This is a genomic window from Thauera sedimentorum, assembly GCF_014489115.1.
GTDB classification, from domain to species: Bacteria; Pseudomonadota; Gammaproteobacteria; order Burkholderiales; family Rhodocyclaceae; genus Pseudothauera; species Pseudothauera sedimentorum.
This window is the reverse complement of the sequence record NZ_JACTAH010000001.1, coordinates 1,174,830-1,199,219: the sequence shown is the minus strand read 5'-3', so window position 1 is coordinate 1,199,219 and position 24,390 is coordinate 1,174,830. Positions and strand designations below refer to the sequence as shown.

23 protein-coding genes are annotated in these 24,390 nt (G+C 66.2%); 6 read left to right on the top strand and 17 right to left on the bottom strand.

Annotation, left to right across the window (positions count from 1 at the left end; all coding sequences use genetic code 11):
* Nucleotides 1-23 precede the first annotated feature (23 nt).
* From IAI53_RS05420 to IAI53_RS05395, 6 genes are all read right to left on the bottom strand, one after another.
* Nucleotides 24-260 (bottom strand): FAD assembly factor SdhE, encoded by a 237-nt coding sequence (locus IAI53_RS05420; protein WP_187717104.1) that lies wholly within the window; start codon nucleotides 258-260, stop codon nucleotides 24-26.
* Entirely contained in the window at nucleotides 257-967 is a 711-nt protein-coding gene (locus IAI53_RS05415; RefSeq protein WP_187717103.1) for a succinate dehydrogenase iron-sulfur subunit, read from the bottom strand. Before IAI53_RS05415 ends, IAI53_RS05420 begins: the two co-directional genes overlap by 4 nt.
* A gap of 19 nt (nucleotides 968-986) precedes the next feature.
* Nucleotides 987-2,780: a succinate dehydrogenase flavoprotein subunit gene (sdhA, locus tag IAI53_RS05410; RefSeq protein WP_187717102.1), complete on the bottom strand. Its 1,794-nt coding sequence runs from the start codon at nucleotides 2,778-2,780 to the stop codon at nucleotides 987-989.
* A 2-nt stretch (nucleotides 2,781-2,782) separates the two neighbouring features.
* Nucleotides 2,783-3,133 carry a succinate dehydrogenase, hydrophobic membrane anchor protein gene (gene sdhD, locus IAI53_RS05405; protein WP_187717101.1) on the bottom strand — a complete coding sequence of 117 codons (351 nt, stop codon included), beginning with the start codon at nucleotides 3,131-3,133 and terminating at the stop codon, nucleotides 2,783-2,785.
* Complete coding sequence (gene sdhC / locus IAI53_RS05400; protein WP_187717100.1) at nucleotides 3,127-3,513, bottom strand: succinate dehydrogenase, cytochrome b556 subunit; 387 nt, start codon at nucleotides 3,511-3,513, stop codon at nucleotides 3,127-3,129. The genes sdhD and sdhC overlap by 7 nt, the downstream gene beginning before the upstream one ends.
* Before the next feature lie 110 nt (nucleotides 3,514-3,623).
* Nucleotides 3,624-4,352 carry a GntR family transcriptional regulator gene (locus IAI53_RS05395; RefSeq protein WP_187717099.1) on the bottom strand — a complete coding sequence of 243 codons (729 nt, stop codon included), beginning with the start codon at nucleotides 4,350-4,352 and terminating at the stop codon, nucleotides 3,624-3,626.
* Between the two features lie 214 nt (nucleotides 4,353-4,566).
* Between IAI53_RS05395 and IAI53_RS05390 the strand changes: the two genes are divergently transcribed.
* Together IAI53_RS05390 and IAI53_RS05385 are read left to right on the top strand one after the other, a co-directional pair.
* Nucleotides 4,567-5,559, top strand: coding sequence for a malate dehydrogenase (locus IAI53_RS05390; RefSeq protein WP_187717098.1), 993 nt, complete (start codon nucleotides 4,567-4,569; stop codon nucleotides 5,557-5,559).
* A 114-nt stretch (nucleotides 5,560-5,673) separates the two neighbouring features.
* Entirely contained in the window at nucleotides 5,674-6,669 is a 996-nt protein-coding gene (locus tag IAI53_RS05385; RefSeq protein ID WP_187717097.1) for an HpcH/HpaI aldolase/citrate lyase family protein, read from the top strand.
* A gap of 158 nt (nucleotides 6,670-6,827) precedes the next feature.
* Here the strand turns inward: IAI53_RS05385 and IAI53_RS05380 are convergent, their stop codons facing one another.
* Nucleotides 6,828-7,496, bottom strand: coding sequence for a hypothetical protein (locus tag IAI53_RS05380; RefSeq protein WP_187717096.1), 669 nt, complete (start codon nucleotides 7,494-7,496; stop codon nucleotides 6,828-6,830).
* A 242-nt stretch (nucleotides 7,497-7,738) separates the two neighbouring features.
* Here IAI53_RS05380 and IAI53_RS05375 point away from each other — a divergent pair, with 242 nt between their 5' ends.
* Complete coding sequence (locus IAI53_RS05375) at nucleotides 7,739-10,276, top strand: EAL domain-containing protein (RefSeq protein ID WP_187717095.1); 2,538 nt, start codon at nucleotides 7,739-7,741, stop codon at nucleotides 10,274-10,276.
* 87 nt (nucleotides 10,277-10,363) lie between these two features.
* On the opposite strand, the gene IAI53_RS05370 is transcribed toward IAI53_RS05375, so the two are convergent.
* The 8 genes from IAI53_RS05370 to IAI53_RS05335 form a co-directional block, all read right to left on the bottom strand.
* Entirely contained in the window at nucleotides 10,364-11,068 is a 705-nt protein-coding gene (locus IAI53_RS05370) for an alanyl-tRNA editing protein (RefSeq protein ID WP_187717094.1), read from the bottom strand.
* Between the two features lie 231 nt (nucleotides 11,069-11,299).
* Nucleotides 11,300-12,280, bottom strand: coding sequence for an alpha-ketoacid dehydrogenase subunit beta (locus IAI53_RS05365; protein ID WP_187717093.1), 981 nt, complete (start codon nucleotides 12,278-12,280; stop codon nucleotides 11,300-11,302).
* A 13-nt stretch (nucleotides 12,281-12,293) separates the two neighbouring features.
* Nucleotides 12,294-13,256 carry a thiamine pyrophosphate-dependent dehydrogenase E1 component subunit alpha gene (locus tag IAI53_RS05360; RefSeq protein WP_187717092.1) on the bottom strand — a complete coding sequence of 321 codons (963 nt, stop codon included), beginning with the start codon at nucleotides 13,254-13,256 and terminating at the stop codon, nucleotides 12,294-12,296.
* Nucleotides 13,257-13,381: 125 nt separating this feature from the next.
* Nucleotides 13,382-14,719, bottom strand: coding sequence for a GAF domain-containing protein (locus IAI53_RS05355; protein WP_187717091.1), 1,338 nt, complete (start codon nucleotides 14,717-14,719; stop codon nucleotides 13,382-13,384).
* Nucleotides 14,716-15,213 (bottom strand): hypothetical protein, encoded by a 498-nt coding sequence (locus IAI53_RS05350; RefSeq protein ID WP_187717090.1) that lies wholly within the window; start codon nucleotides 15,211-15,213, stop codon nucleotides 14,716-14,718. The genes IAI53_RS05355 and IAI53_RS05350 overlap by 4 nt, the downstream gene beginning before the upstream one ends.
* Nucleotides 15,214-15,292: 79 nt before the next feature.
* Nucleotides 15,293-15,739: a cytochrome C gene (locus IAI53_RS05345; RefSeq protein WP_187717089.1), complete on the bottom strand. Its 447-nt coding sequence runs from the start codon at nucleotides 15,737-15,739 to the stop codon at nucleotides 15,293-15,295.
* A 236-nt stretch (nucleotides 15,740-15,975) separates the two neighbouring features.
* Nucleotides 15,976-16,824 (bottom strand): DUF3014 domain-containing protein, encoded by an 849-nt coding sequence (locus IAI53_RS05340; RefSeq protein ID WP_187717088.1) that lies wholly within the window; start codon nucleotides 16,822-16,824, stop codon nucleotides 15,976-15,978.
* A gap of 81 nt (nucleotides 16,825-16,905) precedes the next feature.
* Nucleotides 16,906-17,130, bottom strand: a complete 225-nt coding sequence (locus IAI53_RS05335; RefSeq protein WP_187717087.1) for an oxidoreductase-like domain-containing protein — start codon at nucleotides 17,128-17,130, stop codon at nucleotides 16,906-16,908.
* 112 nt (nucleotides 17,131-17,242) lie between these two features.
* Between IAI53_RS05335 and IAI53_RS05330 the strand changes: the two genes are divergently transcribed.
* From IAI53_RS05330 to IAI53_RS05320, 3 genes are all read left to right on the top strand, one after another.
* Complete coding sequence (locus IAI53_RS05330; protein ID WP_187717086.1) at nucleotides 17,243-18,232, top strand: MBL fold metallo-hydrolase; 990 nt, start codon at nucleotides 17,243-17,245, stop codon at nucleotides 18,230-18,232.
* A 196-nt stretch (nucleotides 18,233-18,428) separates the two neighbouring features.
* The gene (locus IAI53_RS05325; protein ID WP_187717085.1) at nucleotides 18,429-18,656 is read left to right on the top strand and encodes a hypothetical protein; all 228 of its coding nucleotides are present in this window, start codon (nucleotides 18,429-18,431) and stop codon (nucleotides 18,654-18,656) included.
* Nucleotides 18,657-18,692: 36 nt separating this feature from the next.
* The gene (locus tag IAI53_RS05320) at nucleotides 18,693-19,358 is read left to right on the top strand and encodes a DUF2026 family protein (protein WP_187717084.1); all 666 of its coding nucleotides are present in this window, start codon (nucleotides 18,693-18,695) and stop codon (nucleotides 19,356-19,358) included.
* Nucleotides 19,359-19,670: 312 nt separating this feature from the next.
* On the opposite strand, the gene IAI53_RS05315 is transcribed toward IAI53_RS05320, so the two are convergent.
* Entirely contained in the window at nucleotides 19,671-21,422 is a 1,752-nt protein-coding gene (locus tag IAI53_RS05315) for an AAA family ATPase (protein WP_187717083.1), read from the bottom strand.
* Nucleotides 21,423-21,692: 270 nt separating this feature from the next.
* Nucleotides 21,693-24,290 (bottom strand): bifunctional aconitate hydratase 2/2-methylisocitrate dehydratase, encoded by a 2,598-nt coding sequence (gene acnB, locus IAI53_RS05310; protein ID WP_187717082.1) that lies wholly within the window; start codon nucleotides 24,288-24,290, stop codon nucleotides 21,693-21,695.
* Between the last annotated feature and the right edge of the window lie 100 nt (nucleotides 24,291-24,390).

The following is a 24,390-nucleotide window of genomic DNA, read 5'->3' as shown; positions in this document are numbered from 1 at the left end:
TGTCGATGATCGCCGCTGCTGCCTCAGGTTTCGCGCAGCAGGGCGATCATTTCCTTCCAGCGGTCCTCTTCGCACGGCTTGCTGCCATTGACCATCGCCCAGATGTCGTAGTCGTCGCAGCGCAGCAGGTCGTCGAGGTCCGCAAGTTGATCGTCGGTCAGACGATCGAAATGCCGCTCCAGAAAGCGCGTGAACACCAGGTCGAGCTCCAGAAGAGCCCGCCTGCACTGCCAGCGCACGCGCCCCCGGTTGATGGTCATACCGCCCGCCGTACCATGGCGTCCTTGATCTTGCCGATGGCGCGGGTCGGGTTCAGACCCTTCGGACAGACGTCGACGCAGTTCATGATGCTGTGGCAGCGGAACAGGCGGTACGGGTCCTCGAGGTTGTCGAGGCGCTCGTTGGTCGCCTGGTCGCGGGTGTCGGCGATGAAGCGGTAGGCCGCCAGCAGGCCGGCCGGGCCGACGAACTTGTCCGGGTTCCACCAGAACGACGGGCAGGAGGTCGAGCAGCACGCGCACAGGATGCACTCGTACAGGCCGTTGAGCTCCTCGCGGTCTTCGGGCGATTGCAGACGCTCACGCTCCGGCGCCGGTTCCTCGTTGATCAGGTAGGGCTTGATCGAGTGGTACTGCTTGAAGAACTGGGTCATGTCCACGATCAGGTCGCGGATCACCGGCAGACCCGGCAGCGGGCGCAGCACGATGGGCTGCGGCAGGCTGTCGATGTCGGTCAGGCAGGCCAGGCCGTTCTTGCCGTTGATGTTCATCGCATCCGAACCGCACACGCCTTCGCGGCAGGAGCGGCGGAAGGACATGGAATCGTCCACCGACTTGAGGCGCACCAGGGCGTCGAGCAGCTTCTTGTCGGAAGCTTCCAGCTCAACGCTGATGTCCTGCATGTACGGCTTCTCGTCGCGATCCGGATCGTAGCGGTAGATCTTGAATTGAACGGTACGCTTGCTCATATCTCTTGTACTCCCGCGCTCAGTAGGTGCGCTTGGCGAGCGCGATGGGTTCCACGTCGTCGGACAGCGGCTTCAGGTTCACCGGCTTGTAGTCCAGGCGGTTGCCTTCGCTGTACCACAGGGTGTGCTTGAGCCAGTTGGCGTCGTCGCGGCCGTTGGGGTTCTCCGCGGTATCCGGCGCGTCGTCGCGCACGTGGGCGCCACGGGACTCCTTGCGGGCTTCGGCGGACACCATGGTGGCGCGCGCGACTTCGATCAGGTTGTCCAGCTCCAGCGCCTCGATGCGCGCGGTGTTCCACACCTTTGACTTGTCCTTGATCTCGGTGCTCTTGGCACGCTCGGCCACCTCGGCGATCTTCTGCACGCCTTCCTTGAGCAGGTTGTCGAAGCGGAACACACCGGCATGCTTCTGCATGGTGCGGCGCATTTCCAGGCCGACTTCATGCACGCTCTCGCCATTGGTCTGGCCTTCGAGGCGGGCGATGCGCGCCAGCGACACGTCGGCAGCATCGGCCGGCAGCGGCTTGAGCTTGAGCTGGCCGGACTGGAAGTCCTCGACCACGGTCTCGCCGGCGGACTTGCCGAACACCAGCAGGTCGAGCAGCGAGTTGGTGCCCAGGCGGTTGGCACCGTGCACCGAGGCGCAGGCACACTCGCCGGCGGCGTAGAAGCCGGACACCGGAGCGTTCGGGTTGCCGTCCTTCGGCACCACGACCTGGCCCTTGTAGTTGGTCGGAATACCGCCCATCTGGTAGTGGCAGGTCGGCACCACCGGGATCGGCGCCTTGATCGGGTCCACACCGGCGAACTGGATGGAGATCTCACGAATGCCGGGCAGGCGCTTCATGATGTTCTCGGGCGACAGGTGGGTGATGTCGAGCAGCACGTGATCCTTGTCCGGACCACAGCCGCGACCTTCGTTGATCTCGGTGGTCATCGCGCGCGAAACGACGTCGCGCGAGGCCAGATCCTTCAGGTTCGGCGCATAGCGCTCCATGAAGCGCTCGCCGGAGGCGTTGCGCAGGATGCCGCCTTCGCCGCGCACCCCTTCGGTGATCAGCACGCCCGCGCCGGCCACGCCGGTCGGGTGGAACTGCCAGAACTCCATGTCTTCCAGCGGAATGCCGGCACGCGCCGCCATGCCCACGCCGTCGCCGGTGTTGATGAAGGCGTTGGTGGAGCTGTAGTAGATGCGGCCCGAACCGCCGGTGGCGAAGATGGTCGCCTTGGCGTGGAAGATGGAGACTTCACCGGTTTCCATTTCCAGCGCGGTCACGCCGAGCACGTCGCCGTCGGCGTCGCGGATCAGGTCCAGCGCCATCCATTCGACGAAGAACTGGGTGTTGGCGCGCACGTTGCGCTGGTACAGCGCGTGCAGCATGGCGTGGCCGGTACGGTCGGCAGCGGCGCAGGAGCGCATCACCGGGGCCTGGCCGTAGTTCATCGAGTGACCGCCGAACGGACGCTGGTAGATCTTGCCGTTGTCGGTACGGTCGAAAGGCATGCCGTAGTGTTCGAGCTCGACGACCACTTCGTTGGCCTTCTTGCACATGAACTCGATGGCATCCTGGTCGCCCAGCCAGTCCGACCCCTTCACGGTGTCGTACATGTGCCAGTGCCAGTTGTCCTCGGTGGAGTTGCCCAGGGAAGCGGCCACCCCGCCCTGCGCCGCCACGGTGTGCGAGCGGGTCGGGAAGACCTTGGTGAGCACGGCGGTCTTCAGGCCGGCTTCGGACAGTTGCAGCGCGGCGCGCAGGCCGGCGCCACCGGCACCGACGATGACCGCATCAAAAGTACGCTTGGCGACGTTCACGCTTACAGCCTCCACAGAATCTGGGCAGCCCAGCCGGCGTAGCCGACGAGCAGGAAGATCGTTACCACGTGCAGGGTCAGGCGCACGCCGACCGGCTTCACGTAGTCCATCCAGATGTCACGCACCCCGATCCAGGCGTGGAAGAACAGCGCCAGGAAGAACAGGAAGGTGAGGAACTTGAAGAGGCCGCCGGAGAACAGGCCGGACCAGGCTTCGAAGCTCAGCTCCGGCAGGGTCAGCGCACAGACCGCGAAGATGAGGGTATAGACGGCCATGAACACGGCCGTGGCGCGTTGGGCGATCCAGTCCTTCAGACCGTAGTGCGCCCCGACGACGATACGATGCTTCACCATAGTGCCACCCCGATGACAGCGGTGAGCGCGAGGCTCACGATCAGAACGAGACGCGCGGAGCTGCGCGCCGGCTGCAGGTCGACGCCCTTGTGCATGTCGAGCAGCAGGAAGCGGATGCCGGCACAGAAGTGGTGCAGGTAGGCCCACAGCAGACCGAACAGAATCAGCTTCACCAGCGGATTGCCCACCACCGCGCTGAAGGTGGCGAAGCTGTCCTGAGCAAGACTCAGATCGAACAGGTACAGCAGGAACGGCAGGAGCAGGAACAGGCCCGCTCCACTGATCCGGTGAAGGATCGACACGAAACCCGGCAACGGCAGCCGGATCTCGTTCAGGGCCAAGTGCTTCGGCCTCGGTTTGCGCACACTCACTTCTGACATGAAGTTTCCCCTCTTACATGCGCGACGGAGGACTCCGCCGCTACTCCCAAAAAGGACCGGATTATATCCGGGTTAACCCGTCGAGACTCCCTGCCTGCAAGGTATCCGACTCAATTCAGTTCGTTCAGGTAATAGTGCTCCGCGGTCGAATACAGCCCTCGGCGCCACTCCACCGGTTTATCCCCGTAGGTATAGGTGACCCGCTCCACCGACAGCAGCGGCGTACCCTCGGGCACCTTCAGCGCATCGCTGGTGGAACGGTCCGCCCCGACCGCGCGGATACGCTCCTGCGCACGGATCATGCGCAGGCCGAAACGGGTCTCGAAGAGGCTGTAGAGCGAACCGCTCCAGCCCTGCAGCACCTCCATCGACAGACCCTGGAAAATCTCGCCCGGCAGGTAGATCTCGTCGATCACCACCGGCTTCGCACCGAACTTGAGCAGACGGCGCAGGATGATGATGGGCGCGCCCAGTTCGATACCGAGCATGCGCGAAGCCTCCTGACCGGCCTTGGCACGCCAGCAATCAAGAGGCAAACTCTGCGGGTGCGACAGATCGCCGTCCATCGGCACCAGGCGCAGGAAGCGGAACAGCGCGCGCGGGTCGTTGTGCGACGCGACGTAGGTACCCTTGCCCTGCTTGCGCACCAGCAGGTTGTCGGCGGCCATTTCATCGATGGCCTTGCGCACGGTACCCTGCGAAACATTGAAACGCGCAGCAAGTTCCTGTTCGCTGGGGATCACTTGCCCAGGAAGCCATTCACCCGCCTCAAGCGCCTGAAGGATCAGGGTCTTGATCTGGCGGTACAGCGGGCTGAAGGTGGGGGATTCCTGAGTCATCCGCGTATTTCAGCACAAAAAAAAATAATCGTCTATGGTTACTCTTATGTCTTATATAAGACAAATGACATGAATTGACAGCGCCGGCACTTGCTTCTACCATCCTTCCGCCCCGACTTCTGACCGTCGCCCCGCCGGATTCCCGTTCAAGGCACGCAGCAAACGGGCGCACGATCAAACCATCCAGACCGTCTTGATTTGAGGGAGTAATCACATGAGCAAAGCCCCCGTCCGCGTTGCCGTGACCGGTGCCGCCGGCCAGATCGGCTACAGCCTGCTGTTCCGCATCGCCTCCGGTGAAATGCTGGGCAAGGACCAGCCCGTCATCCTGCAACTGCTCGATCTGCCCCAGGCCCAGAAGGCGGTCAAGGGCGTGATGATGGAACTGGAAGACTGCGCCTTCCCGCTGCTGGCCGGCATGATCGCCACCGACGACCCCAACGTGGCCTTCAAGGACGCCAAGGTTGCCCTGCTGGTCGGCGCCCGTCCGCGCGGCCCCGGCATGGAGCGCAAGGACCTGCTGACCGAAAACGCCAAGATCTTCACCGTGCAGGGCGCTGCCATCGGCCAGTACGCCGATCCGGACTGCAAGGTGCTGGTGGTCGGCAACCCCTGCAACACCAACGCCTACATCGCCAAGGAAGTGGCCCAGAAGTTCGGCCGCGTCCCGGCCAAGAACTTCACCGGCATGCTGCGCCTGGACCACAACCGCGCGCTGTCGCAGTTGGCCACCAAGGCCGGCCGTGAAGTCTCCAGCCTGAAGAACCTGGTGGTGTGGGGCAACCACTCCCCCACCATGTACGCCGACTACCGTTTCGTCACCTCCAACGGCGACGGCGTCAAGGACCTGATCAACGACGCTGCCTGGAACAAGGACGTCTTCCTGCCCACCGTCGGCAAGCGCGGCGCCGCGATCATCGAAGCGCGTGGCCTGTCGTCCGCCGCTTCCGCCGCCAACGCCGCCATCGACCACATCCGCGACTGGGTGCTGGGTTCCAAGGGCGAGTGGGTCACCATGGGCATCCCGTCCGACGGCTCCTACGGCATCCCGGAAGGCATCATCTACGGCTTCCCGGTGACCACCGAGAACGGCGAGTACAAGATCGTCCAGGGCCTGGAGATCGACGAGTTCTCGCGTGAGCGCATGACCGTCACCCTGAACGAACTGCTGGAAGAGCGCGAAGGCGTGAAGGATCTGCTGGGCTGATCCTCGCCAGCAACGCAGCATCGCAAGGCGCACGGCCCAGGCCGTGCGCCTTTTTCGTTCACCGGCCCGCTGCTATCCTTGCCCGCCGCCAAGCCAACAACCGCTGACCCCGCCATGAACGCCAGACAACACCCCCGCAACGTGCTCTTCTCCGGCGAGAAGCCTTTCCCCGCTCTGCCCGCGGTCGACCACTACGCCGGCTCCGAGAAACTGATGCGCAAGGCGCTTGCGCTGCAGAACGAGATGGGCCCGGTCTTCGACATCACCTGCGATTGCGAGGACGGCGCCCGCACCGGCGCCGAGGCCGAGCACGCGCAGATGGTGGTCGAGGTGGTCAACGGCGCCGACAACCGGCACGGCCGGGTCGGCGTGCGCATTCACGACATCACCCACCCGCACTGGCAGGCGGACCTGGACATTCTCATCCACGGCGCGGGCCGGCGCCTGGCCTTCGTCACCCTGCCCAAGGTCCGTTCGGCCGCCGACGCCGCGGCACAGATCGTCGAACTGCGCCGTGCCGAAGCCGCGGCCGGGCTCGGCACCCACCTGCCGGTTCATGTGCTCATCGAAACGCACGGGGCCTTGCGCGAAGTGTGGGAGATCGCCGCGCTGGAAGGCGTGGAGTCGCTCGACTTCGGCCTCATGGATTTCGTCTCCGCCCACCATGGCGCGATTCCCGGCGCGGCGATGAAGAGCCCGGGACAGTTCGAACACCCGCTGGTGGTGCGCGCCAAGGTGGAGATCGCCGCCGCCGCGCTGGGCTGCGGAGTGGTGCCCTCGCACAATGTCACCACCGAGCTGAAGGACATCGCCGTCATCCGCGGCGACGCCGAGCGTGCGCGGCGTGAGTTCGGCTACCTGCGCATGTGGAGCATCCACCCCAACCAGATCCAGCCCATCGTCGAAGCCATGCGCCCCGACTTCTCCGAAGTCGAGGACGCGACGGACATCCTCGCCGCCGCGCAGGACGCCGACTGGGGTCCCATCCAGCATCGCGGCCGCCTGCACGACCGCGCCTCCTACCGCTATTACTGGGAACTGCTGCAGCGCGCGCGCCTCACCGGCATGGCGCTGTCGGCCGAAGCCACACAGCGCTTCTTCGCTGCCTGAGGCGGTGCCGCGGCTCCGATGTCACATTGGCCGGCGTGACGCGCGCGCCTGAGGCGCACGGGGGCGCGTAGAACGCGTCACGCTCCGGGGCGCACATCCCTCGTAGAGGCGATTCCGCCGACGAGGTGAGGGCGCGGCAATCGCGGCCAAGGCCGCTCCTACACCTCCTTCTTCGCCCGCGGGGCGGGTTTGGCCGGCGCGGTTGTCTTGCCGGCAGCGGCCCGGCGCCGGGCTGGTGCCGGCTTGTCCGCGGGCGCGTCGCCTGCTGCCGGCTTCGGCGCCGGCGCGGCGGACGCCTTGTTGGCCGCCGCGGGTCGCTTGGCGCTGGCGGGCTTGCCCGCCGGAGCGGTTTCAGCCTTCTTCGCCGCTGCCGATTTGCGTGTCGGCGCGGCTTCCGTCTTCTTCGCCGCAGCCGGCTTGCGTGCCGGAGCGGTTTCGGCCTTCTCCAGCGCAGCGGGCTTGCGCGGTGCCCGGGCGGAAGCGGGCGTCTTCGCGGGCTGGACCTCCTTGGGCGCGGCGGCTTCGACCGCCTCGACCGGCGGCTCAACGGCAGCCGGTGCGGTGTCTGCAACGACCGGCAACCAGGGCAGGAAGAAATCGATCGCCGGCGGCTGCCCCTCGCGCCCGGCGGCCAGCGCGGGCAGCCAGGGACTGGGCAAATGGGCCATGGCATCCAGCCACTGCTGCCACTGGCCGCCGACAAAGCGCTGCCAGGTCGCCAACGGCTGCATCCAGGCGTTCATCCAGGCATCGGTCAGCATGTCGTACGGCATCATCAGCGGATCGAGGAACTCGCGGCCGTCCTCGGACAAAGGGTTGCGCTTCATCGTGTGGGTCCTCCTGCAGTCGATGCTGCAGAGCTTACCCCAGCCGCATGGCGGTTTGCATGCCCCGAAACACTCCCGCCGCGTGACGCAATCTCCGCTTGATCTGGCCGGTGGCGGGACTTTCCTGGCGATGCTATGGTGTCACGCACTCCGAACCTGGCCAATCCGGCCATTCGCCGGAGTCTTCCGCCGCAGGCAGGCGATGCCGCGGCAGGTATCCGCAACGATCGCGAACCCCAGAGATGGATGACAAAGTCGCTTACACCGAACCAGCCGAGGACGCCGTGCTCGGCGCTCTGATCTCTTCCGAGGTGACGGTGGGCCAGATCGTCCGCGGCAGCATCCTCGAGTGCGCACCGGACCTGGCCCTGCACGAAGCGGCCCGGCGCATGAGCATCGCGCGGGTCAGCTCCATCCTGGTGGTGGAGGACGACGTCCCGGTCGGCATCTGGACCGAACGCGACGCCCTGGCAATCGATTTCGACCACCCCGACAGCTTCAACCGCCCGATCAGCGACGCCATGAGCGCCCCGGTGCGCGCCGTCACCCGCGACCTCAGCCTGCAGGAACTGGCGGTCCGTTTCCGCGACGAGCACATGCGCCACTACCTGGTGGTCGATGAGCACGGGCGCCGCTGCGGCATCGTCACCCAGACCGACGTGGTGCTCAACCAGGGCATCGAGCATTACCTGAAGCTGCGCAAGCTCGACTCCATCGTCAAGGGCAGCCTGCAGCCCTTGCCCGCATCCGCCCTGCTCGGCGAAGCGGTGCGGCAGATGCGCAACGCCGCGCAGGACGCGGTGGTGGTGGCCTACGACGACGGCAGCTACGGCATCCTCACCGAGCGCGACCTGACCCGCCTGGTCGCCGAGCGCGCCGGCAACCGTTCGGTGGGCGAGCTGGCCAGCCGCCCGCTGATCACGGTGAGCGAGGACGCCAGCCTCTACCACGTGCGCTGCATGCTCAGCGACCGCCGGGTGCGCCACGTGGGCGTGCTGCGCCGCGACGGCAGCCTGGCCGACCTGGTCAGCTTCGCCGACATCCTCTCCGGCATGGAGCTGGTGTACGTGCATGAACTGCAGCACGCGCTGCGCGAGCGCGACATGGCGCTCAACGCCTCGCAGCGCAACCTGCACCTGGCCGAGAAGGTCATCGAAAGCTCGCTGGAAGGCATCCTGATCACCGACGAGAAGGCGCGCATCATCTCGGTCAATCCGGCCTTCACCCGGCTCACCGGCTATCGCCCGGAAGAGGTGATCGGACGCAATCCCTCGCTGCTCAACTCCGGCCGCCAGAGCCCCGAGTTCTACCGCGAGATGTGGGCCCAGCTGTCCGCCGAAGGCCAGTGGCAGGGCGAGATCTGGAACCGCCGCAAGAGCGGCGAGCTCTACCCCGAGCTGCTCACCATCACCGCCATCAAGGACCGCGACGGCAAGCTGACCAACTACGCCGCGGTGTTCAGCGACATCAGCCAGTTGAAGGAGAACGAGGCGCACATCCGCCACCTCGCCTACTTCGACCCGCTCACCGGCCTGCCCAACCGCCGCCTGCTGGAAGACCGCCTGCAGGTCGCGCTGGCCCACGCGCACCGCAACCGCAACCGCGCCGCGGTGCTGTTCATCGACCTCGACCGCTTCAAGCGCATCAACGACAGCCTCGGCCACGAGGTCGGCGACCAGCTGCTGATGGAGATCGCCCGCCGCCTGTGCGCCTGCCTGCGCGAGGACGACACCGTCGCGCGCATGGGCGGCGACGAGTTCATCGCGGTGCTCAGCGACCTCACCGACCCGGACGACGCCGCGCACACCGCCACCCGCATCATCGAATCGCTGCGCCGCCCGGTGCAGGTGGACGGGCACGACCTCACCGTCACCACCAGCATCGGCATCAGCATCTTCCCCGACGACAGCCGCGACCCGGTGGCGCTGATCAAGAACGCCGACACCGCCATGTACCGCGCCAAGGACGAAGGGCGCAACGCCTTCCAGCTCTACCAGCCGGCGATGAACGCCCGCTCGCTGGAACACCTGGCGCTGGAAAGCGCCCTGCACCGCGCCCTGGCGCGCGAGGAGCTGGTGCTGCACTTCCAGCCGCTGGTCCATGTCGATGCCGGGCGCACCGTGGCGGCCGAAGCGCTGCTGCGCTGGATGCATCCCGACCTCGGCCTGGTGCCGCCGGCCGACTTCATCCCGCTGGCCGAGGAAACCGGCCTGATCGTACCCATAGGCGAATGGGTGCTGCGCACCGCCTGCCTGCAGCACGCCCGCTGGCGCGAGGCCGGACACGGCGAACTGCGCATGCTGGTGAACATCTCCGCGCGCCAGTTCCGCGACGAGGGCTTCACCGCGATGGTCGCCCGGGTCATCGCCGAAACCGGCATGCCCGCCGCCCAGCTCACCCTGGAACTCACCGAGACCATGCTGATGGACGGCAGCGAGCGCATCATCGGCGTGCTCGAGGGCCTGCGCGCGCTGGGCGTGCGCCTGGCGCTGGACGACTTCGGCACCGGCTATTCCTCGCTCGCCTACCTCAAGCGCTTCCCGATCGACGAACTCAAGATCGACCGCCTGTTCATCCGCGACATCGACCGCAACCCGGACGACGCAGCCATCGCCGAAGCCATCATCAAGCTCGCCCACAGCCTCGGCCTGCGCGTGGTGGCCGAAGGCGTGGAGTCCGCCGAGCAGCTCGCCATCCTGGCCGAGCACGGCTGCGACCTGGCGCAAGGCTTCCACTTCAGCAAGCCGGTCGAAGCCGCCAAGTTCACCCTGCCCCGTTAACTGCAGGAGCGGCCTTGGCCGCGATCACAGCCTGCATAGCAAGTACGCTGAAATCGCGGCCCAGGCCGCTCCTACGGGGCGACGTCTTCAGTCCAGCACCACGGTCACGCGCTTGTTGCGCTTGCCCTCGGAGCGGATCTTCGCCACCCGCACCTGGCCGATCTCGCCGGTGCGGCGCAGGTGGGTGCCGCCGCAGGGCTGCAGGTCCACGCCGGGAATCTCGATGGTGCGTACCGTGCCCTGGCCGCGCGGCGGCTGCACCGACATGGTCTTGACCAGCCCGGGGTTGGCGTCCAGCGCCGCGTCGTCGATCTCGCCCACCACCACCGGGGTATCGGCGGCAACCAGGGCGTTGAGGCGGGTCTCGATGTCCTCGGCCACCAGCTTGTCCATCTCGATGTCGAAGTCCAGATGCGCCTTGTCCTCGGCCATGCGCCCGCCGGTGACCGGCGCACCGACCACCGCGCACAACAGGTGCAGACAGGTGTGGTGACGCATCAGGCGATGGCGCCGCGCCCAGTCGATGCGCGCGCGCACCCGGGCACCCGTCGCAGGCGGCGCCTCGCCTTCGGCCAGCAGATGCAGCACGGCGCCGCCCTCGCCTTTCGCGGTATCGGCCACCGCCAGGCGGCGGCCGTCGTCCAGTTCCAGTTCGCCGCGATCACCGGGCTGGCCACCACCGGCCGGGTAGAACACCGTGCGGTCCAGCACCACCTTGCCGTCGTCCACCGCCACCACCGTGGCCTCGCACTCCGCCGCGTAGGCGTCGCGCTGAAAAATCGCTTCCGTCATGGGCTACCTCCTGGTGCCGATCATCGAAGCGATACCGCCAGCGGTCAAGCGCAGCGCTGCAGGAGCGGCCTTGGCCGCGATGCGATCCGCCGCAAAATATACGCAGCATCGCGGGCAAGCCCGCTCCTACACGCGCTCCGTGCCCGGTAGGAGCGGGCTTGCCCGCGATTGCGGCGGTGGTGCTCCCGGCGGTCGGATCGCGGCCAAGGCCGCTCCTACAAGGCGTAAGGGCTACACGCAGGCGGCCGTCTCCGCGCCGGCCATCAGGCGCTGTGCGGCGGCGGCCACTGCCGCGGGTTGCGGCACGTAAGCCTGTTCCAGCGGCGGGCTGGCGGGCGCCGGGGCGTCCGGGCCGGTGACGCGCAGCACCGGGGCGCGCAGCGCGTCCCAGGCGTGTTCGCCGATCAGCGCGGCCACTTCCGCACCCACGCCGCAGGTCCGGCTCGCCTCGTGCACCACCACCGCGCGTCCGGTGCGACGCACCGAGGCGAGGATGGCGGCCTCGTCCAGCGGCTTGATGCAGCGCAGGTCCAGCACCTCGGCGGAAATGCCCTGCACGGCCAGCAGTTCGGCCGCCTGCTCGCACACCGCAACCGTCTTGGCGTAGGAGATCAGCGTCACGTCGCGCCCTTCGCGGCGCCGCGCGGCGCGGCCGAGCGGCACCAGATGCTCGCCGGCGGGCACTTCACCGTCGGTGTAGGCCAGGGCGATGTCCACGAAGAACAGCACCGGATCGGGGTCGCGGATCGCGCTCTTGAGCATGCCCTTGAAGTCCGCCGCGGTGGACGGCATCGCCACCTTCAGCCCGGGGGCGTGGGCGAACCAGGCCTCCAGGTTGTGGTTGTGCTGCGCACCCACGCCCCAGCCGGCGCCGGTCATGGCGATCGCCACCAGCGGGAAGTCGAACTGCCCGCCGGAGAGGTAGCGCAGCTTGCCGGCGCTGTTCACCAGCTCGTCCATCGCGTAGCACAGGAAGGGGGCGAACAAGAGGTCCACCACCGGTCGCAGGCCGGTGGCCGCGGCACCCACCGCGGTGCCGGCGATGATGCCTTCGGCCAGCGGGGTGTTGCGCACCCGCGCGCTGCCGAAGGCTTCGACCAGCGCGCGGCGCTTGGTGGCCACGCCCTCGCCCATCAGCAGCACGGCGGGGTCGCGCGCCATCTCCTCGGCCAGCGCCTGGTCGATGGCGTCCATTACGGTGATTCGTGTCATGGCGGTTTTCCTCTCAGGCGTAGACGTCGGTGATGAGTTCGGCCGCGGCCGGATACGGCGAATCGACCGCGAAGCGCCAGCCCGCGTCGATGCGCCGGTAGGCCTCGGCGCGCAGCGCCTGCAGGGCGTCCGCATCGATGCGGCCGGCGGCGAGCAGGCGGGCTTCGAGCAAGGCCAGCGGATCGCGCGCGCGCCAGGCGGCGAGCTCGTCCTGGTCGACATAAGCCTGGTCGTCCGGCTCGAAATGGCCGCGCAAGCGGTAGGTGCGCGCCTCCAGGAAGTACGGCCGGCCGGTGGCGCGGATGGTCTCCACCGCTTCCAGCGCCGCGGCGCGCACCGCCTCCGGGTCGTTGCCGTCGACCACCGCGGTGTCCATGCCGTAGCCCACGGCGCGCGCGGCGATGTTGTCGGCCAGCATGGTCTCGCGCCGGTGCACGAAGGCCTGCCACTGGTTGTTCTCGCATACATAGAGCACCGGCAGGCGCCACACCGCGGCCAGGTTGAGCGACTCGTGGAAGCGCCCTTCGCAGGCCGCGCCATCGCCGAAGAAGCAGGCCACCACGCCGCGACGCCCGAGCATCTGCTGCGACAGCGCCACCCCGGTGGCGAGCGCGAGTTCTCCGCCGACGATGGTCGAGGTGAGCACCACACCGAGCTCCTTGGCGGAGATGTGCAGCGAGCCGCTCTTGCCCTTGCAGTAGCCGTCGCGCCGGCCCATCACCTCGGCCAGCATGCGCCCGGGGTCAGCACCGCGCGCCAGCAGGTGGCCGGCGCTGCGGTGATTGGTGAGGATAAGGTCGTCCGCGCCGAGCGCCGACACCACGCCCACCGCCGCCGCCTCCTGCCCCACCGCGGTGCAGGTGCCCGGCACGCCCTGTTCGGCCTGCAGCGCCACCGCGCGTTCCTCGTAGGCGCGGATCAGCCACATGGCCTGCAGCAGCTCCTCCGCCCGTCCGTCATACAGCCTGATGCCCATCTTCGTCTCCTCGCATGCGGAGCGCAGGCCGCAACACGGCAGCGCTCCATGGCGGCGCACTGTAGCGCTGCCCGGCGCGGGCGGGACGATGCTTAGGGAATATTTAGGATGCGCTGAGGAAACTCTTAAACCGGCACGTCCACCAGCTCCAGCGGACGCCTCACGCACAGGCGGAAGCGGCCGCGGCCGGTTTTCTCGATGCGCAGCGGGGCGTCGCGCTCCACCAGCCGGCGTGCCAGCAGGATCAGCCGCGCCTCCAGGTTGTCGGAGAGATCCGGCAGGCGGATGCGGCGGTCCAGGCGCAGCTCGCGGTTGCTGAACTCGCAGCGTCCGCTGTCCACGTAGTCGCGCACCAGCGCCCACAGAATGGCGCCGGCCACGCCCTTGATCAGGTAGTCGCCGTCGAGGAACACGCTGTCGTTCTCGGCGTAATGGCGCACGCTCAGCGGACGGCCCGCCGGCGCCATCGGCGGTGCGGCGGGCGGCGCCTCCTCGGGTGTTTCCTGCATCTGCTGCAGCAGACGGATGCCCGCGCCGAGCTGGCCGGCCAGCGCCACCAGGACGTCTTCGTCGTCGTAGCCGAAGCGCAGATCCTGGGTGCTTTCCACGTACAGCATGCCGACCAGCTGGCGGCAGGCCATCACCGGCACCGCCAGCTGGCTGCGCGAATCGGCCAGGCCGGGCAGCGGGATCTCAGTGTCGATGCCGTCCACGCCGTTGCGCGCCATGTTGTCGCGGATCGCGCGGCCGTAGCTGTATTCCGCGGTGAAGTGGCCGATACGGATGGGCGTACGTTCGCGCGCGGCCACGCCGATCACCCCGTCGCCCAGGGCGATCTCCGAACCCACGCCGGAATCCGCATAGCCGCGGGTCGCCACGGTGTACAGCCGCCCCGCGGCCTCGTCGAACATCAGCATCATGGCGTGCTCGATGCCGAAGTGCGTCTGCAGACCATCGAACAGGCGCGCCAGCAGGCCGTCCAGGTCGGGTGCGCCGCACAGGCTCTCGGTGCAGGCGCGCAGCGAGGCCAGCAGGTTGCACGGCTGCGGCGGCGGAGGCAGCGTGTCGCCCGGCACCTGTTCGATGTCGAGCACGCGGTAGATGTCCGCCCCCAGCAGGCGAAACACCCCGGACATGCCGGTGTGCGAGGCGATGCCGGCCAGCCGCACCTTCATGCGCTCGAACAGCGGCCCGCTCTCTTCGGTGCGCAGGTACTGCAGGCTCAGGCGGTAGTGCGCGCCGGTGTGCGGGTCCACCGCCGCCACACGGGCGTAGGGCGAAGCCAGGATGTTGCGCCGGGTGGTGTTGAAGAACTGGTAGGACAGCGCGACGTGCTCGCAATCGACGTATTCGATCTGCGACAGGTAGGCGATGTTGGGCGTGCCGTCCGCCGCGCGGGTGGCGATGGTCCCGGGAATCACCCCTTCCAGGCAGGCGCGAATGGATTCCAGGCGGATCTTCACGACCGCCCCGGGAGCGGTTCGCCGGCGTGCGGGCCGGGCGTCTGGGAGAAGGCTGCCGAGGGCGAAAAGCGCACCGCCAGCAGGTCGTCGTCCGGGCAGGAGAGGAAGGCGCGCACCACCCCTTCGGCAAAGCCGAACGGCGCCAGGATGGCGGCAAAGGCATCGCGGTAGGCGTGCGCCAGGGCCACGTCGCCGGGCTCGGGCGGCAGCACCAGGGCGTTGCTGCCCTTGAGTTGCAGGGTGCGGTGGGTGGGCGGGTCGCTGAACACCACCGCCACCGCCCCGCTGCGCCGCACCGCGTCGATCACGTCTGCCGCGGCGGCCGCGCCCACCAGCACGCTGACCTGGCCGCAATCGGCCGACACCCGGCAGCCCACCGCGCGCGACAGCGCGGGAAAGCCACCCGGGCGGCAGGCGGCCAGGTTGATGCCCACCGTGCCGGTGATGAAGGCGACGTGGGCGGCATCGAGCAGTGAGGAAGAGGTATCCGGCATGGTGCAGGAATGATAGTCATCATTCCTGCCTTCGCCATTGGCGAAATCCCGCCCCCGTCCGCCTGCGCGCAATGGGCTCTCAGTGCCCCGCCATCGGGAAACGCACCACCGGGCCGGTCGGTTCCTGCCCCGGCGGCAACCAGGCCGGCATCTCCTCGCCCGCCGGGCCGAGTGCGCGCACGTAGTGCCACAGCGCTCGCAGGTCGTCGTCGCTCATGTCGCGCAGGATCACACCGGGCATCGGCGGGCGGAACTCGCGCCCCCGCGCGATGCGCAGCCAGTCCGCCTCGCTGGTGCGGGCGAAGAAGCGGCGCAGGTTGGCCGGGTAGCTGGTGCCCCATTCCCCCTGCCAGCCCAGGCGGTCGCCGGTGAGCCATTCGGCTTCCGGCACCTTGCCTTCGGTAGCAGCGTAGTTGGGCGTGTGGCAATCGTTGCACGCGGCAATCCGCGCCAGGTAACGGCCCCGCTCCACCAGGGTCGCGGCCGCCTCGTCGCCGGCCTGCGCTGCGGCCGGTGCGGCCAGCATAGCGCCGGCCGCGAGAACAACGGGAACAATCGGAAGAATCGAAACAATAGAACTGACACTGCGCATCGTACTCTCCTGCATCCATCGCTCGCCGGTCGGCCCGGGACGAGCCGCTGCCGACGTGCCGCGCAGTGTGCGCCGCCACCGGGTGGCGGCTTGCTAAATGCTTCGTGCCGGTTCGCTAAGAATTTGCTAAGCGGATGCAGGAAAGCGCCGCGCGTATACGGCGCCTGCGTTCAGCGCTGGCGCCCCGCCTCGGTCAGCAGCGTGCGGATTTCGCGCAGGCGGGCCTTGATGCGCCCGGCGTTCTCCTTGCCCATGCGGATCATGATCTTCTGCCCGGCGGAAAGCGCCTCCAGCCGCGCATCGGCAAAGCGGTAGCGGATCTTGGGCTGGACGAGCTGGATCGGCCCGCCGGGTTCGGGCGCTGCCACCACGTGGTCGATCACCGCCACCAGACGGTCGTTGAACTGCGCATCCGGACCGTAACCGAGCTCGGCATAGGCCGCCTGGAAGAGCGGATAGAAGCGCGCATACAGCGCCACCAGACGCTCGGCCGGAATCGCCTCGGCCAGCGCCACATAGGGCGTGTAGCGTTGGACGTTGTCCGCGGCAATGGTCATAGCGCCGCCTTCGTCGGAGACTCTGAATGCCCCCTCGGCCGGGCGCAGCGGCGAGCGCGACAGGGGCAGGCGCTCGCCCGGCAGGTTGTCCACGATGACCACGATGCGGCGCACCAGGTGACTGCCCATCAGCATGCCGGCGCGCTCGCCCATCAGGGCGGAGAGCGCCTCGCCAAACGCGCCGTCGCTCTCGTCCAGCACCGGCAGCGGCTCGGCAGCCAGTTCCGGCGGCACGGGCGGGGGCGGTAGGCTTTCCGGCGGCTCGATCACCCCGCCCGCCTGGTTGCCCGGCGGCATGGCGGCGTCGGGCAGCGGTGCCGGGCTTGTGGCCACCGGTTGCTCCACCACCGGCGGGGGCGACTGCCGCAGCCACAGGAAAGCCGCAACCGCCGCAGCAACCAGCACCAGCCCCAGCACCGGCAGCCATTTACCGCCGCTGTAGCGCAGTTCGTTCATCGCCATGTCGCCCCCTTTGTGCCAAATGAAATACCGCGGTAGGAGTGGTGCAAGCCGCGCGGCGTTCCGGCCGCGCCTGCGCCCCGCTCAGCCCAGCAGCCGCCGGGCGTCTTCCCGCCACCAGGACAAGGCCTCGAAGTAACCCGTCCACACGCAGCCGTGACAACCGCGCCCGCAGCAACTGGTCGGCACCGGCGGCGGCGCGCGATGCGCAATGCCACGCGCTTCCAGGCGTTGCCGCACGGCGGCGATCAGGCCTTGTGCCTCATCGAGATTGGCAGGTCGATGCGTGAAAGGGTCGAGGACGTCCATGACCCGCAGGGTAACAGAACCGGGCACACCCCCGCCGCGGAGACTGTAAGCACGCTTGAATCATGGGATACTCGAAATCGATACCACCCGATCAGCATCCACGGAGCGCCCCATGCCCGCCAGCCGCCCCTTCGCACGCCTCCACCGCCCACTCTGCGCCCTGCTCGCCGCCGCCCTCCTCGCCTGCACAGGGCTGGCCTCCGCCGCCGCCCCGCAGCAGATGAACCAGGTGCCCGGCTACTACCGGATGGCGGTCGGCAGCTACGAGATCACCGCGCTCTACGACGGCGCCATCGACCTGGACAGCGCGCTGCTGAAGAACATCGACGAGCAGGAGATCCGCGCCCTGCTGGCGCGCAAGTTCCTCAAGGGCCCGGCGGTGCAGACCGCGGTCAACGCCTACCTGATCAACACCGGCAGCAAACTGGTGCTGGTCGACGCCGGCGCCGCCAAGCTCTTCGGCCCCTCGCTCGGCCACATCGCCGACAACCTGCGCGCCGCCGGCTACCAGCCCGAGCAGGTCGACCTGGTGCTGGTCACCCACCTGCACGGCGACCACGTGAACGGACTCGTCACCGCCGACGGCCAACCCGCCTTCCCCAAGGCCGAAGTCTGGTCCGCCCAGGCCGACAACGACCACTGGCTGAGCGAAGCAGTCGCCGCCGCGGCGCCCGAAGGCGCCAAACCCTTCTTCAAGATGGCCCGCGACGCCGCCGCGCCCTACCTCGCCGCCGGCAAGTGGCACACCTTCGCGAGCGACCGCGAGATCATCCCCGGCATCACCGCCATCGCCGCCCACGGCCACACCCCGGGCCACAGCGCCTATCTGGTGAGCGACGGCGACGCACGCCTGCTGATCTGGGGCGACCTGGTGCACAACCACGCGGTGCAGTTCGCAAGGCCGGTGGTGTCCATCGAGTTCGACGTGGACCCGGCCAAGGCCGTGGCCGCCCGCCTGGCGTTGTTCGCGCGGGCGGCTGAAGAGCGGCTGATGGTCGCCGGCATGCATCTGCCCTTCCCGGGCATGGGTCATGTGCGAAAGGAGAAGAAAGGCTATGCGTGGGTGCCGGTGGAGTTTGCGCCCTTGCCGGCGAAGCCGTGAGAGGCGGGCGCCTCCGGCCCGTTTCCCGGGCTGGGCGCATCCCCGAGGGCGGCTGATCGGCCAATGCCGTCGGACAGACATACCTGGCCGAGGGGTAGCTTCATGTATGTACAGCTGCCGAGAATCGTGGTCTGTCCCCTATTATGCTCCAGACGATCTGGCGCGGTTCTGGAATACGACGATTGTCTATTTCGGGATGGCATCAAGCCTGAGAAACCGTGCCAGGGAACACACGTTTGGTGATCCCGGCACAGGTGGCCTGGCTCTCTATCGCTATCCTGCGCTGGCCGACTACAACTGGACTTTCAGCTTCCTGCGCCTCGATGCCCAGTTCGAACATTGCCACGACTCAGACACCATTTTGAAGCTGGGCGAGCAGATGTGGCGATCTGCCAACGGCTGGCCGCTGCTTTGCGCTGTATGACCTGAGTAGCTACTGAACCTCAGAATTGGCTTAGCAATGAAAAAAACCAAATCAACACCACTCCCGCTCTCCTTTGTCGACTACGAACGGCTGAGCCGTATTCTGGTTACCGTCCTAAACAGCGTGGATGCCCATACCGCCAACGGGTGCGTATTTTTCACGATGGTTGGTAGCTATGTCCTCGACAAGGCATTCGGGCTTAGAACTCAACCCGTCTGTGGCTCTGCCTTCTTCCGTGTCGATGATGCAACTGACCTTGTGATGGCTTTTACGGACATGGAGACTTTCGAAAATGGAGAAGTCGCCAGCCACAACGAAGCCTTTCATGCGTGGATCGAATGCAATGGCGTTGTGATTGACCTCATGGCACCGATCTTCCGGGAGAACCTTCTGAAGAAAATCCCGGACTCGAAACTGCGCCTGCCACGGAAAATGTTCCAGAGACCCAAGTCAGAAATGGCCAATTCCCCATTCGAACTGGTACGAGAGGGCGACTTCTATCTGCAAGTGAATCCGGCACTGACCAATGAGTTGATCAAGTTGTTCATGAGCCGAGCTGAGAATGGTGACCTGGCAGATGTCTGCCGACAGTGGTTCAAGCCGACCCCAAAGGCAATTCTTTCTGAGCTTGGCCTGGCAAGTAGCGACGGAACACAGAGAGTGATGAAGCTGGAAAAACTGGAACTCGTCGGCAAATGGTGATCAATCGTCGTACGACGATCTATGCCAGTCAACGTGGTCATGCAGGAGACTTGTCGAGTCGTTAAGCATTTTCGCTGTCGAATCCGTATGGGTTGGCCGCTACATCAAGCCCGGGCGTGTCCGCAGTTTTGTGTAAACCGGACATTGTTCGACTCTTCCCTGGCAGACCGCTTCGGCCGAGCACCTGTCTCATGCTGACCGCAAACGGCAGTACCTCGGCCTCAGCAGACGTCCAACTGTCCAAGAAGACGTGGCGGAGATACCGCCTAAACCTACCGACAAACTCTGCTCGCGTTGGTAAGTCCGCGTATATTAGAGCTTTGAGACCCGTATCGGCCGGCCTCTGGATACGGGAGAATAGACTGGAGCGTCTGTTATGGATTCGAGGATCAGTTTTAACCCCGGCGACCAGATATGAACAGTAGGCTTCAGGAAATCGGGAACCGTTCCAGCGAAATCCTTAATCTGGCTTCTGACTCTCCTTAGCATTGCTTTTCCGACTCTCTTTTCGGGCGGAAGGGGGATTTCCTTCCCGAGTAGAGCAATGGTATCCGGAAATTTGGCTGCGCCCTTGTAGAGGAGCTGTTTCAACTCGTCCCGCTTTCTTGTGAAGTCGTGCTGGATCGCGACGTGCTCTTCCCTAGCGATACTGTTGAGCCACTCGGCTACTTCGGAAGGATCCTTGCCGGTAAGTTCGGCAATGTGCCCGGGAACAATGAAGTACCCTTCGACATCGCTGTGTTCCGTGATGAAAGGAACCGCGCCGACGTCGGAAATTTTGGCGGACACGGTACCTACCTCCTCGTCCGTCATGAAGTCCCGGTCGCGGTGGATCACCACCGTCGTTTTCGGCGCGCTTTTCAGGATGAAGGCAGCTAGGATCTTCGCGGATTCGAGGTTGGTGGAGGTCTTATAGCTATAGATGAGGCATTTGGACATCGGGAACCCGGAGCGTGCGACCAAAGCCTGGAGCATCCGTTTGTCGGTGTCCTCGGTAAGGAAGACGAAGCTGATTGTGCCCGCCATCAGCTTGTCGAAGGAGTCAAGCGCCCCGATATCGAGGAGCAGGGGCAAGCGCTCAAGTTCAACGCCCTGCTTGAAGACGGAGCCATTCTTCAGCCAAACGAAATTCGCCTCACCGTACATGGCTTCGACCAAGTGCCGGCTGTGGGTCGAGATGACGACCTTGGTGCCGGATTCCGACGTTATGTAACGGAGCGCTTCAGCGAGTAAAACCTGGTTGTCGGGATGAAGGTGGGAGTCCGGTTCGTCCAGTAGGAGGAGCTTCGGGGAAAAAAGGGTCACGTAGGAGAAAATCTGAAGAGCCTGCAGCACGCCGGTCCCCACCAGTTCAAGCGGGCATCTCCGCCCGTATTGCCCCGTTGTGGATATTTCGACGCCAATATAAACGTCCTTCGCTGGGTTGAAATCGACCCAGAGATGGAACTGGGGGAAGAGGGCGCGCATACGCTTCTTCAGCGTTTCGAGCATATTGCCCCGGTCGCGACGGCTGAGGATGTAAAGAACGTTCCTGAGGTGGAGGTTGGCGTCGCCACTCGCGACGCCACGCCGGATTACGCTCTCTGACCGGAACTGCTCAGTCTGCGGGATGCCGGCCAACCCGGGCACGTATACGCTGAACAGGTTATCTGAGTTCGCCACGTGGGCATTGATCTTCGCGCTTCCTGATCGCTGGCAGCCGACGTTTCCCTCATTTCTGCCCCGATAGATACGGATGGAGTAGTTCTCCTCGCCCTCGTCGTCCGGAAAATCAGCAAACACCTGAAGGTGCCCAAAGTTAGACTGGTTCGCGTACCCGTCGCCGTGCCGAAGCTGCTTGAAATCTCGCGCGGGGCAGTATAGGAGTGCGTCCTGAGCGTACGTGCTGCGATCCGCTTCTCGGGACGCGATCGCTGCTGTGACCGAGAAATGAATTCCCTGGAGGACGCTGCTCTTGCCACAGTTGTTCGGGCCGATAAGGACGCTTATGGGGGAAGCCGAGAGGTCGAGCTCGACCGTGTCGACTCTCTTGAACTTCTTAAGGATGACTTTCTTCAGGATCATGACGGGCGCGAGAGAACCACATGAACAAATCATACACCTGGGGCAAGACCCATCCCAGCGCCGATGCTACAGACGTTTCCGGTAAGACTCAGAGCTTGGCGTCAGGTCTAAAGAGCTTTCCGGTCGCTCATTCGGCGACAGCTGACCGTCAGCTACGGCCGATCACCCGCCACCCCAAAAACAACGCCCCCGCCGGCTTCCCGGACAGGGGCGTTTTCACTACCGGGTGGGCGGTGGCGCTACGTGGGCGCCCCGCTCCGGCTCCCTACCTCACACTTCAACCGTGTCGGCAACGCTCTTGAACTCTTCGATCTGGTCGAAGTTCATGTAGCGGTAGATGTCGGCGGCCTTCTTGTTCACCACCTCGACCTGCGCCATGTACTCCTGCACGCTCGGGATCTTGCCCATCAGCGCGCACACGGCGGCCAGTTCGGCCGAACCAAGGTACACGCGGGTGTCGATGCCCAGGCGGTTCGGGAAGTTGCGCGTCGAAGTGGACATCGCGGTCGAGCCCTTGCGGATCTGCGCCTGGTTGCCCATGCACAGCGAGCAGCCCGGCATTTCCATGCGGGCGCCGGACTTGCCGAGCACGCCGTAGTAGCCTTCCTCGTTGAGGATCATCGCGTCCATCTTGGTGGGCGGGGCGATCCACAGGCGGGTCGGGATGTCGGACTTGCCGTCCAGCACCTTGCCGGCGGCGCGGAAGTGGCCGATGTTGGTCATGCACGAGCCGATGAACACTTCGTCGATCTTGTCGCCGGCGACTTCGGACAGCAGCTTGACGTCGTCCGGGTCGTTCGGGCAGGCGACGATGGGCTCCTTGATGTCGGCCAGATCGATCTCGATCACGGCGGCGTATTCGGCATCGGCATCGCCCTTGAGCAGTTCGCCGTTGGCGATCCACTCTTCCATGGCCTTGATGCGGCGCTTCAGCGTGCGGGCGTCCTGATAGCCGTTGGCGATCATCCACTTCATCAGGGTGATGTTCGAGTTCATGTACTCGACGATCGGTTCCTTGTTGAGGTGGACCGTGCAACCGGCGGCGGAGCGCTCGGCGGAGGCGTCGGTCAGCTCGAAGGCCTGTTCGACCTTGAGGTCCGGCAGACCTTCGATTTCCAGGATGCGGCCGGAGAAGATGTTCTTCTTGCCCTTCTTCTCGACGGTCAGCAGGCCCTGGCGGATGGCGTACAGCGGGATGGCATTGACCAGGTCACGCAGGGTGACGCCCGGCTGCATGGTGCCCTTGAAGCGCACCAGCACGGATTCCGGCATGTCCAGCGGCATCACGCCGGTGGCGGCGGCAAAGGCCACCAGGCCGGAGCCGGCCGGGAAGGAGATGCCGATCGGGAAGCGGGTGTGGCTGTCGCCGCCGGTGCCCACGGTGTCGGGCAGCAGCAGGCGGTTGAGCCAGGAGTGGATCACGCCGTCGCCCGGACGCAGGGCCACGCCGCCGCGGGTGGAGATGAAGGACGGCAGCTCGCGGTGCATGCGCACGTCGACCAGCTTGGGGTAAGCCGCGGTGTGGCAGAAGGACTGCATCACCAGGTCGGCGGAGAAGCCGAGGCAGGCGAGGTCCTTCAGTTCGTCACGGGTCATCGGGCCGGTGGTGTCCTGGGAACCCACGGTGGTCATCTTGGGTTCGCAGTAGGTGCCCGGACGGATGCCCTGGCCTTCCGGCAGACCGCAGGCGCGGCCGACCATCTTCTGCGCCAGCGAGAAGCCCTTGCCGGAGTCGGCCGGGTTCTGCGGCAGGCGGAACAGCGTGGAGGGCGGCAGGCCCAGCGCTTCACGCGCCTTGGCGGTGAGACCGCGGCCGATGATCAGCGGGATGCGGCCACCGGCGCGCACTTCGTCGAGGATCACCAGGGTCTTGAGCTGCGATTCGGCGATCACGGCGCCGTTCTTCAGCGCGGTGACCTTGCCGGAGGCGGCGTCGACCTTGAGTTCGATCTCGTCGCCCATGTCCATCTGGCCGGCGTCGATCTCGATCGGCAGCGCGCCGGCGTCTTCCATGGTGTTGAAGAAGATCGGGGCGATCTTGGAGCCCAGGCACACGCCGCCGAAGCGCTTGTTCGGCACGAAGGGGATGTCTTCGCCGGTGAACCACAGCACCGAGTTGGTGGCGGACTTACGAGAGGAACCGGTGCCGACCACGTCACCGACGTAGGCCACCAGGTTGCCCTTGGCGCGCAGCTCTTCCAGGAACTTCACCGGACCACGCACGCCCGGCTCTTCCGGGGTGATGCCCGGACGCGGGTTCTTGAGCATGGCCAGCGCGTGCAGCGGGATGTCCGGGCGGGACCAGGCGTCCGGCGCGGGGGAGAGGTCGTCGGTGTTGGTTTCGCCGGTGACCTTGAACACGGTGAGCTTCTGCGAAGCCGGCACTTCCGGGCGGCTGGTGAACCACTCGGCGTCGGCCCAGGACTGCATCACGGCCTTGGCGTTGGCGTTGCCGGCAGCGGCCAGTTCCTTGACGTCGTGGAAGTAGTCGAACATCAGCAGGGTCTTCTTCAGGCCCTCGGCGGCGATGGCGCCCACTTCGGCGTCGCCCAGCAGGTCGATCATCGGCTTGATGTTGAAGCCGCCCAGCATGGTGCCGAGCAGTTCGGTGGCCTTGGCGCGGGAGACCAGGGCACAGGCTTCTTCGCCCTTGGCGACGCGGGCCAGGAACTCGGCCTTGACCTTGGCGGCGTCGTCCACGCCGGCAGGCACGCGGTGGGTGAGCAGTTCGACCAGGAAGGCTTCTTCGCCGGCAGGCGGGTTCTTGAGCAGTTCGACCAGTTCGGTGGTCTGCTGCTTGTTCAGCGGCAGGGCGGGGATGCCGAGGGCGGCACGCTCGGCGGCATGGGCACGGTAGGCTTCAAGCACGGCGACTTCCTTCCTTATTCGTGACGGTGACGGGATGGTCCGGGGATCGCCCGGAGACGGCTCGCGCAGATTATATGTCTTTTATAAGACTTGCGGTGCA